9 protein-coding genes are annotated in these 11,755 nt (G+C 34.0%); 4 read left to right on the top strand and 5 right to left on the bottom strand.

Going from position 1 to position 11,755, the window contains the following annotated elements; genetic code table 11:
* Nucleotides 1–22 precede the first annotated feature (22 nt).
* The 3 genes from ACW9XH_RS08485 to ACW9XH_RS08475 are packed head-to-tail and all read left to right on the top strand — an operon-like array spanning nucleotide 23 to nucleotide 3,391.
* Entirely contained in the window at nucleotides 23–937 is a 915-nt protein-coding gene (locus ACW9XH_RS08485) for a malate dehydrogenase (RefSeq protein WP_457760222.1), read from the top strand.
* 33 nt (nucleotides 938–970) lie between these two features.
* A complete protein-coding gene (larB, locus tag ACW9XH_RS08480; RefSeq protein ID WP_457760221.1) occupies nucleotides 971–1,753 on the top strand; it encodes a nickel pincer cofactor biosynthesis protein LarB in 783 nt (260 codons plus the stop codon).
* A gap of 57 nt (nucleotides 1,754–1,810) precedes the next feature.
* Nucleotides 1,811–3,391, top strand: coding sequence for a B12-binding domain-containing radical SAM protein (locus ACW9XH_RS08475; RefSeq protein ID WP_457760220.1), 1,581 nt, complete (start codon nucleotides 1,811–1,813; stop codon nucleotides 3,389–3,391).
* Here ACW9XH_RS08475 and ACW9XH_RS08470 read toward each other — a convergent pair.
* Genes ACW9XH_RS08470 through ACW9XH_RS08460 form a run of 3 tightly spaced genes read right to left on the bottom strand, consistent with a single transcriptional unit; the run spans nucleotide 3,386 to nucleotide 7,950 of the window.
* On the bottom strand, nucleotides 3,386–3,709 hold the full coding sequence (locus tag ACW9XH_RS08470) for a hypothetical protein (RefSeq protein ID WP_457760219.1): 324 nt from the start codon (nucleotides 3,707–3,709) through the stop codon (nucleotides 3,386–3,388). The genes ACW9XH_RS08475 and ACW9XH_RS08470 overlap by 6 nt on opposite strands.
* A gap of 47 nt (nucleotides 3,710–3,756) precedes the next feature.
* Nucleotides 3,757–4,728, bottom strand: coding sequence for a CFI-box-CTERM domain-containing protein (locus tag ACW9XH_RS08465; protein ID WP_457760218.1), 972 nt, complete (start codon nucleotides 4,726–4,728; stop codon nucleotides 3,757–3,759).
* A gap of 54 nt (nucleotides 4,729–4,782) precedes the next feature.
* On the bottom strand, nucleotides 4,783–7,950 hold the full coding sequence (locus ACW9XH_RS08460) for a peptidase (RefSeq protein ID WP_457760217.1): 3,168 nt from the start codon (nucleotides 7,948–7,950) through the stop codon (nucleotides 4,783–4,785).
* Between the two features lie 122 nt (nucleotides 7,951–8,072).
* Between ACW9XH_RS08460 and ACW9XH_RS08455 the strand changes: the two genes are divergently transcribed.
* Complete coding sequence (locus ACW9XH_RS08455) at nucleotides 8,073–9,425, top strand: cation diffusion facilitator family transporter (protein WP_457760216.1); 1,353 nt, start codon at nucleotides 8,073–8,075, stop codon at nucleotides 9,423–9,425.
* Here the strand turns inward: ACW9XH_RS08455 and ACW9XH_RS08450 are convergent.
* Together ACW9XH_RS08450 and ACW9XH_RS08445 are read right to left on the bottom strand one after the other, a co-directional pair.
* A complete protein-coding gene (locus ACW9XH_RS08450) occupies nucleotides 9,422–10,600 on the bottom strand; it encodes a ZIP family metal transporter (protein ID WP_457760215.1) in 1,179 nt (392 codons plus the stop codon). The two genes, ACW9XH_RS08455 and ACW9XH_RS08450, sit on opposite strands and share 4 nt — an antisense overlap.
* Nucleotides 10,590–11,621, bottom strand: a complete 1,032-nt coding sequence (locus ACW9XH_RS08445; protein WP_457760240.1) for a multicopper oxidase domain-containing protein — start codon at nucleotides 11,619–11,621, stop codon at nucleotides 10,590–10,592. The genes ACW9XH_RS08450 and ACW9XH_RS08445 overlap by 11 nt, the downstream gene beginning before the upstream one ends.
* Between the last annotated feature and the right edge of the window lie 134 nt (nucleotides 11,622–11,755).

Below are 11,755 nucleotides of genomic sequence, written 5' to 3'. Positions count from 1 at the left end.
TTCAAAATCAACACCAATTTTCATGATTACTATAATTGGTTCAGGTAAAGTAGGTGGAGATGCAGCATTATTCTCAGCTTTAAAGCGATTAGATGATCAGATATTATTACTTGATGTAGCTGAAGGACTTCCTCAAGGAGAAGCAATGGATATCAATCACATGTTGTCTGAACAAGGAATTGATGTTGAAGTAAAAGGTTCAAACAATTTTGCAGATATGAAGGGATCAAATGTAGTTGTAGTAGTAGCAGGTTCTGGAAGAAAACCCGGAATGACTAGAATGGACCTTTTAAAAATAAACGCATCAATTGTAAAGAGCGTAGTAGAAAATGTAAAAAAGTATGCAGATGACTCTATGATAATTCCAGTAACAAATCCACTTGATCCTATGGCTTACATTACTTACAAGGTTTCAGGATTTGACAGAAGTAGAGTGTTTGGAATGGGAGGAATGCTCGATTTATCAAGATTTAGACAATTTATTCATGAAGCAACTGGACATTCACGGGATTCTATTAGAGCACTAGTAATTGGAGAACATGGAGAAAACATGTTACCATTGCCAAGATTTTCATCAGTGTCTGGAATTCCTTTATCATCTTTTCTTCCAAAAGAAAAATTAGATGAGTTGGTTCTAAATACAAAACAAGTTGCAGCCAAAGTAATTGAATTGAAAGGAGCTACAGTTCACGCTCCAGGAAATGCAATCTCTGCAATTGTTGAATCAGTTGTAAGAGATAGAAAACAAGTCATTCCAGTTGCAACTTATCTTGATGGAGAGTATGGTCACTCAGATGTCACAATAGGAGTTCCAGCAATCATCGGAAAGAAAGGTGTAGAAAAAATTATCGAATTAGACCTAAATGATGAAGAAAAGCAAGTCTTTGATAAAGCAGTTCAAAGCGTAAAGAGTGCCATCGCAGGCATTGAGATCTAAGCATTTTTTTAGACTAGGAAATAAAATTCATCAATGGAAATTCACGAAATTTTAGAGTCATTAAAAAAAGGAAAAATTTCAGTAAATAATGCAAAAAAACTTTTGTCACTATATTCTATTGAAGAAGTAGAAGGATTTGCTAAAATCGACATAAACAGAAGAAAGAGAAGAGGGATTCCAGAAGTGATTTTTGCAGAAACAAAAGAACTAGATGAGATTAAAAAAATTGTTAAAAAAACGCTGGAAAAGACAAATTCAGTAATAATATCAAGAATTAAGAAAGAAGATCATCCAAAAATATTATCCTTTTCTAAGAAATTAAAAGTAAAAATCAAAACTGGAAAAAATTCATCGTCATTACTATTATTTAAAAAACCAATTAAATTTCATGGAGGAAAAATAGGAATTATGACTGCAGGTACATCAGATATTGGAGTTGCAGAGGAATCAAGATTAATGTGTGAAGCAATGAATTGTAAATGTATTACAAGTTATGATGTAGGAGTAGCAGGAATTCAAAGAGTATTTCCAATTCTTAAAAAAATGATAAATGAAGATGTGGATTGCATCATAGTTGCAGCAGGAATGGAAGGTGCGTTAGCTACACTTGTATCAACATTAGTAGACATTCCAATCATAGGCATTCCAACTTCAGTAGGATATGGATATGGAGAAAAAGGAATAGCTGCTCTTGCATCAATGCTTCAAAGTTGTTCTCTAGGATTATCAGTTGTAAATATCGATAATGGGATAGCTGCAGGAGGGATAGCTGCAAATATTGCCAACAGGGCAATTAAAAAAAATTATCAAGGTTAGGATTTTAGACTCCCTGCTCGTAAATCATATATAAGATACTAAAAAGAAGGTGGGTAATTGGCTGGCAAACGTATTGTACTTACTGCTGATCGTAGTTTAATGACAAATTATAGAGGAAATTTCCTTTACGGATTTATTGCATGTGGTCCATATGAGGTTCTACCTGAATGGGTTTTTGATAAAGTATTCTGTCCTTCAGTTGAAACGGACCCAGTTACAGGGGAAGTAAAAGTTGCCCAAGTAGGATTAAGAAGAATTGAGAGTTCATTGATTCAAGGAGGGTACAAAAGAGAAGACGTATTCATGGCTCATCCAGAAATGCTTAACAAATCAATAGGCCCAGATACCAAAGTCGTAGGAATTAATGTAATGGATCCATTAGGAATGGCCCCAGTTACTACAACAATGTCCCCAGAAAAATTATCTTACGTTGCAATGAAATTCAAAAAAATGTGTGCAGATATTATTCAGTTAAAAAAGAAATATGATTTCAAAGTTGTAGTAGGAGGTAATGGAGCATGGGAATTAGCAAAATCAGACAGAATGAAAATACATGGAATTGACACAGTTGTGGTTGGAGAAGCAGATGAATTAGCAGTAGATTTGTTCCAAGACTTAGAAAAAAATGATGCACCAGAGCTAATGCATTGTTTTGTAAGAAATCTTGAAAATATTCCAGTAATCGAAGGACCCACAATTAATTCATTAATTGAAGCAATGCGCGGTTGTGGAAGAGGGTGTGACTTTTGTGACGTAAACAAAAGATCAAAGAAAGATCTCCCATTAGAAAGATTACAACATGAAGCTAAAACTAACTTAGATTATGGATTTGACTCCATATGGTTACATTCTGATGAAATGCTGCTTTATGGATGTGACAACAGAGACTTTGTTCCAAACAGAGATGCAATTGTTGATTTGTGGAAAGGACTAAAAGGACTAGGTGCAAACTTTATTGGAACTACACATATGACATTTTCAGCAGTCGCAGCAGATCCTATATTGATGCAACAAATTTCTCATGTTAATGAACAAGATAAAACAGGAAGATGGCTTGCAACTAACCTTGGAATTGAAACAGTATCACCAGCAATGGTAAAAAAACACCTTGGAGTTAAGACAAAGCCATTTGCACCTGAAGAATGGGGAAGTGTAGTAAGAGAAGGAGCAAAAATTCTAAATGAAAATCATTGGTTCCCAGCTGCCACAATCATTATTGGTTGGCCTGATGAAACACCTGATGATGTTCAATATACCATAGATATGATGAGTGACTTTAGAGAAATGAACTTTAGAGGTTTAGTGGCTCCTTTACTTTACCAAGATTTTAGTGAAAAGAATTCAATGCATTTTGGAAATTTGAACGAAGCACAATTTACACTATTTTGGAAATGTTGGGAAAATAACTTACGAGTAATTAACGACATCATTCCGATTATTCTTAGAAACAAGACATATGGTGGACCAATGAAAGTGTTCATGTACGGGATTCTTAAAGCAGGGACTTGGGCGATTATGAGATATTTGCGAGGATTATGCAAAGATCTTTTCAACGGAAGAACACCAGATGAAATTATCGACAAATATGCAAGAAGCAGATCTGTGACTGCACCAAAAATTCAAACAAAGAAATTATAGATTTTCAATAGCAATATCAGCTATAGTATTTCGTTTTGGAGTTATACAAATAAAGTAAACTTTGTCTGCCCTCTCAATGGATTCAACTTTTTTGAAAGATTTTGACGATACGTCGAATTCATAAATTCCAGGTTCAAGTGAACCCTTTGCATAAAGCATAAGATATGTCTCTCCAGTGGCAGGACTAAGTGGAATAAAAGACATTACATAATCTTTGTATGAATTAATTGGGAGTGTATTTTTCATTGGCGGAGCAGCTGATGCCATATACATTAGAAAATCTTCAACAGATTCAAATTCTTCATATTCCATATGCATGAAATATCAAAAGGAGTTTCAGTATAATAACCTAGAGTGAAATTGAATTATTTTCTTGATTTGATAATTTTGTTAACTTTGAATCCAATTAATGCAGGTGCTGCAATGTACATTCCCAAGTTCAAAGCAATGACAGAAATACCCAATCCTAAAACTTCTGCTTCTGAACCATCATCAGCCAAAGTCATGATAGACAATGTTGAAATCATCGGAGTGATAAATGCTCTAACTGCTTCTTGGAACATTGGATTTTCTCTTTCCAGATCAGCAATTGTTGGTGAGAATGAATAGTATAATTGATTAAATCCAGACATGAATGCTGCACCAGTTGATGTACTCATTACAGTATTATCTCTAATTTCTCTAAGGAATTGAACTTGTGGTGCTAATTCAGAGCCATATGCAGCTGTTGCAATTAAACAACCGCCACCTTTTGGTTCTTCAGTTTTCACTACTTGGCAAATTCCATTTACTAATTGGGTTCCAGCCCCACATGTTGGTTCTGGCTCAGGTGTTGGTTCTGGTTCTGGCTCAGGTGTTGGTTCTGGTTCTGGCTCAGGTGTTGGTTCTGGTTCTGGCTCAGGTGTTGGTTTTGGTGTGGTTGTAGGTTTAGAAATTACTGGCTCTCCACCAACATAATTTATTGAAACTTTTGAATGATCTGCACCGTAATGAAATTCAATATTGTAATCTCCGTTATTTTTCCAAAGTGGGCCACCGGCGACGAAACTTTTTGTAAATGAACCATCAGAATTTGGGGTTAATTGGCCAATGGTTACAATGTTATTGTCAGGTGAAGTAACGATAAAAGTTAGTCCTTTTCCAGATGAAGAATCATAGTCTTTGACATTCCCAGAAATAGTTACAGATGCACCATTTGAATAAATTTCAGTGTTAGTAGATATTGGTAATGCAGGGTTAGGGTCACTAGTTGCAAAAGCAACATCGCCCATACCATATGATAAAATTGTAATAGATAACAATGCAAATGCTAAGAGCCAAGTTAGCCTCATTTTCAATTTGATTCATGAGTTGAGGTATTTATATTTTCAATGAAAGAAATATTGACCAGATTATATTCTAATGATACCTTTTTTGACCAAGTATTGAATTGATTTTACAAAATCTTCATCAGAGATTTGATCATTTGCCCACCATTTTGCGTTATTTTTGATCCAATCAGGAATTTCCGGTTCAGAAATAGAGATGGATGAGCCAGGGTAAATTGTGATCAACCCTTCTTCGATCAAATATTCAATTCCATCAATAAATTCAGAATCAGATACGGAATTTGAAGACCACCATTTTGCGTTATTTTTGATCCAATCAGGAATTGAGGGGTTTGTAACAACAAAAGATATTGATTTTACAAACGAATCATTATGAGAAAGATCAATACGATAAACACCTGACAAAGAATTTTCATTTATTGAAATAACAGATTTGTAATTTCCTCCGCTAGATAATGTTGCACCAAAGTTTTGAGTTTGCCCATCAGGTGTTGTAATAACTACATTCATAGGAATTCCTCTTCGATGATTATCTATGCTTCCTGAAAGAATAATTTCCTCAACTTGTCCAGAGGTTGGTTTTGTAATTTCATAAGAGCTTAGTTGTGGAGCACTAAAAAACGATGGAGAATAACTTCTCAACAGACTAAAAGTATTAGGATTGCCAAAGTTATCACGTGAATCATAATATTTTGCATCAAGACTGCCTCCGGCTGAAGAGATTAATTCAGTTCCAGATTTGTTGCATATTTTTGAAGGCATTTTGAAAACTCCCTCAAAAATGCCAGTACTAGGTCCAGTTTCAACAAGAGTGAAACCACTTGCGCCTAAACCGCCATATTCAACACTATCAATGGTACAACGTTTGTAACGAATGTCTTTGATTAAAACTTCAAGTAAAATTATTCCATCTTTTCCTACAGTATCAACATTTTCAGAGTTTGGATCATTAACTGTAAAATAAATATCTACCAAGTCATTTTTTAAATTAAGATCAGGATCTTTTACTGTAATAGTTACAGGTTGTCCAAAGCGGTAAGATTGCGAATTTGAAGACAGTATGCCAGAACTTGTATTTGCTTCACTTTTTGTAGATGATGTTGTGAAAACTCCAGATGCATCAAGATCAGAATATGAAATTGTGATTCCCTTATCATCTACTAATCTATCGGTAACAATGAATTTGATTTGATCATCAATTGTTTGTACAGTTTTAATAAATTCAGGATCCAGAATATTTAATTGATTTGCAACAGAATATTCCAAAGTCCCATCAAATGTAGATGAATTATCAGAAGTCTCTTCTAATTCAAAACGATAAATAGAATTGTTTACATCATTTGAATTTACAAGTCCAAATGAAAAGAAATCAATCATTATTGGCTGAGAATGAATTTCATTAGAAATATTTCCAACACTGCCGGAATCATCAGTGGAATCAAAATTAATTACAAGAAAAACAGGACCGCTTTTTGCAAATATTGATTGAACGTCAGAATCATCAATTTGTATAAAACCAGAAGATTTTGTCAAATCACCTTTATGAATAATGGTAACAGGTGAGGTTCCAATTGTACCAAAAGATAATTCCAAAGTTGTATCAGAAAAATCAGATATTCCAAGATCATTTGAAAATGATCTCAAATCATAATTTATCCAATTTGTGCCATCAGAATCAGATGCAGATGAATCAATTAGTAGAGATTGTAATGTAGAAGCATGAAATCCTAAATTCATAGATATCTTCTCAAATGGACCATTAGGAACAATGGATGTATCAATTATCAGGCGTGCGGAATTTATATCAGGTATATCAGAATTTGCCAAAACCCCAAGTGTTAGAGAATCAGTGGATGTAGTAAAGAATTTGATATTTGTAGATTTTCCAAGAGTGGCCGGTTTTCCAATTTTTAGAGTCGGAATTATCGAAGTATCTCTAAATGAATCTAAATGATCCCTTGATTCTGAATTGATATTCTGATCAGGATCTACTAAAATCACAGGATATTTTGTTCCAGGTTTCAAGGATTGGGAACCATCACCAATAATCAATGATGGATTTAATGCAATGTTTGCAGTAGATGAACCAGTAAGAACAGAGATAGATTTTTTATTATATGTAATAGACCCAGATTGTCCTCTCGGAGCATCATCTAAAATTCCCAAAGTGGATCGATCATTGTCATCTCCAGAATCAAAGATACCAGAATTAGGATCGTCTTCAACTAATGTAATTATTTCCGAATATGTGATAGTACCATCTGAAACGCTGGTACTTGGTTGTTTATCATTTGATTGTAATTTAATAACAGAGTTTTGATTTACAGAAAGTCGTCCATTATCTTCAAATCCGATATTTGAAAGGTGTGGAACTAAATCTACTAATCCAACATTACCATTTGCAGAAGTAGAGCCAGAATCATCATATGCCTGATAAAATGTAGAAGGTGTTGATCCTACATCAAAGGTCCAAGAATCCACATCAGTTGGATCTTGATTTAATTGAAAATCATTTACAGTTAAGAAAACTTCTGCATTGTTTGGATAAAGAACCCTGTCAAGAGACATAGAGATATTTTGAATTTCATCATAATCTAATGAAACTTGTTGTGATGGACCAGCAGGATTGTATTGAATGATAATGTTATCAAATGAAAAAAGTTGTATCAATGGCCATGCATTTGGATTTAATCCGATTTGGCCGGGAGAAATATTTGAATTTGTATTAATGGATTTTGGATTTCTAACTACATTATTCAAATTAGAAGTAGCAGTTGGAGAAGCAGTGCATTGAGAAAAAGAAGTATTACCGTTAGTTGAACCAGATACAGTTCTAGGGATTGCAAAACCGTCAGTTTCAGAAAGAGTGATGCCCATTACAGAGGAGGATGTATCTCTACTACAAAAAACTCCAAAATCAAGCCCTTCTCCACCTTTACCAACCGTAGAATCAGCTTCTTTGGCCTTGTTTGCATTTGCAAAATATGCATACCAATTTCCATCGGTTGCCTGCACCATTCGCAAAGATTTTCCATTAATTGTAACATCAGGTTCTCCTTTGCCCTCACCAGTATCAGACAGATTTGGATCAATTACTACAACTTCGATCACCATAGAACCAGCAAAATGATTGTCAAATTTTGAATTTTCAGCAGATACAAACAAGTTTGGATTACTTGATGCTTCTGCATCAATAATCGGAATTAGTAACAATATAGAGAAAGTTGCCACTAAACTGAAAAATTTCCCATCCAACACAATCAAAATCCAAATTTTATCACAAATAACATTGTCGCATGAATGCTTCTTAGAAAACGGTAATACATGATCCATATTATCAAAAAAGAAGGAAAATGTTTGTTCAAAGAACCAAAGTTTTACAGATTTCACTTTTAGCCATATTTTCAGCATTTTTAGTTGAATTAATTTTTGGGTTAATTTCTAACAGTCTAGCACTAATCACGGACAGTATTCATGCATTGTTAGACAGTGTTGTAACTCTTGTTTTACTTTTAGCTGCAAGATTGGCAATCAGACCGCCAGATGCAGATCATACGTATGGTCATGGGAAAATTGAATCATTGGGAGGACTAATTGGAGGAATAGCAATTTTTCTAATTGCTTGTTTTTTTATCTATGAATCTATCAACAGATTGCAAAGCCCGCCACCAAATATCTTGCCAGGATTGTTTGCAATAATTGGCGGGCTATACACAATAGGAATTGATTTTTTCAGAATTATTCTTTTGAGAAGATCTATTAAAAAAATTGGCGGCGCTACTTTGAAAGCTGATTTTTATCATGCATTTATGGATCTTGGCTCCACAATAGTTGCAATTGCAGGAATTGTGTTAGTATCATATGGTGTGTATTTTGGAGATTTTATTGCAGCATTAATTCTAGGAATTTTATTGGCAGTACTAAGTGTGAAATTAGTATACAAAACAGCATTAGATTTGACTGATGTGATATCTCCAGAACTTGTAAAAAATGTCAAAGAAATTTCAATGTCAACAGAAGGCGTAGTTGATACAGGTTCAATTCTAATGAGAAGATCGGGTGACACTATTTTTGCCGATGTTACCATCTCATTAAGAGGAGATACAAGTTTTGAAAAAGCCCATGAAATTAGCGACAGGGTTGAAAAAAATATAAAAAATAAAATCCCAAGTGCTTCAACTACCATTCATTTTGAACCAAATTGGAAAAACGTTCCATTAGATGCAAAAATCTTAGAAATTGCAAAAAGTGTAAACGGCGTTAAAGGAGTTCATAATGTAACTACCCATAAAACAAAGAATAAGACATATTCTAATTTACACGTAATGGTCGATAGAGGAATCAATTTATCATTAGCACATAAAATTTCAGAAATAATAGAGGAAAAAATTCAAGAGCAGATTCCAGAAATTTCACATGCCACTATTCATCTTGAACCATTTGTGACAGTTCCAGAAAATATCAACATAGAAGATATTGAAACTGAAGAAAGAATCAAAACCATATTAGAAAAATACCCAGGCATTATGAAAATAGGTAGAATAGTATCCTTGAAATTTGAGAATATTCTCAAAATAGATATTGATTGTTCATTTAACAAAGATTGGTCAATTGAAAAAGTTCATGATTTGACATCAGAAATTGAGCATATTATTAGAACGGAAATTAAAAATTCTGTAATTACTATTCATCCAGAACCAAACTAGATCAAAACACCGGTCAAATACATCACTAACATTCCAACGCCAATCCCAGATACCACAGCAATAGTAGAAAGATTTCGGTCATTTTCTTCTTGAATCCATTTCATAATAACAACAATTACTTGAAAGATTGCGCCTGCACCTACAGCCAAGAATATTACTGATGTGAAAGGAGAGTAAACAAAGCCGCCGATCCAAGCTCCAAAAATGGCAGGACTGCCAGCAATTATTCCCATGGCGACAAGTTTTCCAATCATTAACTTTCCTCTTGACATGGGTGCAGCAATGGCAATACCCTCTGTAGTATTATGCAAAGCAAATCCTACAATTAGAAAGGTGCTAAATGCAATTGATCCCATTCCAAGTGCTGCACCTATAGCAAGTCCTTCTCCAAAATTATGTAATCCAATTCCAATGGATATCATTAAAGCAATGGCAACAGGTTTTGTGAATTTTGAAGAGCCTGCTTTTTCAACAAGTTTGTTTCCTGAATAATATAATACAAGAAATGATAATACGGTCACTGTTGTAATAAGTAATGTTCCATTGAAACTATCAGCTAAATTTTGATTAGAAACTTCAATTGCTTCTTCAATAGAATCTATAGCTAAGAAAAGTAGTAAACCGACAGTCAATGCCAAAAAGAAATGATATTTTTGTTTACTAATTCTTTTGATAAATGGAAGCCATAATAATCCAATCATAACTGGAATAATTCCAACATATGTTCCAATAATTGCAAAAAATATTGCAAGATCTAAAGATAGTTCTAATGCAGGAGCAGCTGCATTAATTTCTTTTTCGAATCTTGTTCCATCCTCAACAGTAATACCAATAGTGTATGGCTCTGCTTCATTCCATTCAAAAGGGATTCTAACTAGAGCGGTTTCAAATCTTTCTAAAAATCTATCAGGTTCAACTGCAGCAGGTTGAATTCTATCATTGATATCAGCCATAACTATTTCAACAGGCATATGTCCAGTGTTTCTGACAGTTGCCTGAATTTCAGAATCAACAAAATCTATTTTTTCAATTGTAATTTCAGGTAATATTATTCCAAAATCTAATAATTCTGCCCCAGGTCCGAAAATATAGGCCATCAACAGAACCACAAAAAGAAATGGAATTAATCCACTTGCAATTACTTTTACTTTTGAAGAATTATTACTAAGTTCCATAGCCAGATTCCTGAATATCTTCATCTTGACTGTCATCTACTAGAAATATCCCTACCCAGCCTTTTTCTGAAAACTCTACCTTATGAGCATGAAATAGATATTTTCCAGGATAATCATATACAAATTCCATAATTCCACGTTCAGTTTGAGATAAAGTGATCATATCAGTATAAAATGAAGGTACAAGGTCAGTTCCCGTAGGATAATATTTGTATAGATTTCCATGAAGGTGAAAATTGTTTATTGGATCAAATTCAACCATATTAACAACATAAATTCTAATTAGTTCATCCGTATTGATTTGAATTGGATGGTGCTGATAGTAAAAAGGAATAGTGTTTGCAGCGTAGAAATTGTTTTCTGTATCAAAATCAGTATCCAATCCATTTAACACCATTACCATTTCATCAGCTGGTGTACGTTCTTCTTTAGGATCAACAATGAATACACCGTATAGGCCATGAACGATATGTTCCTCTAGAGGCATAACATGACAATGATATGGATGTACTCCAACAGGACCAGCAGTAAATTCATAAATAAATTGTCCTCCGTTTGCACCCACGGATTCAAAAACCCCATCCATTTCAGCAGGATGAATTCCATGAAAATGTATCGTGTGTTGTTTATCGCCATTATTGATGAATTTAATTCGTAAAAGATCACCTTCTGTTGCCCTAATAGTTGGACCAGGAACAGTTCCGTTGTAAGTCCAAACATTATAGAATACACCAGGAGATACCTCCATAATTTTATCATCTTCAGCAACCATTGTGTATTCTCTCAAAGTTGTCCCATCAGGTAATTTTGAAACTTTTCCATAATTGAAATCTCTCAAATATTCCATTGGATCAAACTCCACAGTAGAGGCAGTGTAAAGAGGATCTAAAATTTCACCCGAAGTTTGGACAATTGCACCTGAATGAGTTACAAATGTTTTAGATTCAGACTGAACATCAGAAAAAATTGAAAAGAACGTAATTACTGAAAACCCCATTAGAATTGAAAGAGCTAAAATCATAATAGTAGAACGAGGGATTTGCACGATATTAAAAAAGGCCTAAATCTTTATTTAAATTTACCCTAAGCTAACTTTTTTAGCCTGATCTAACTTTTTTGTATCATAAGAACAAATTTTAAAAAAATTAGGTTTAA

This window comes from Candidatus Nitrosopumilus sp. bin_32a (assembly GCF_054095935.1).
Note: the sequence above shows the minus strand (reverse complement) of the source record. Positions and strands in the feature narration are given on the sequence as shown.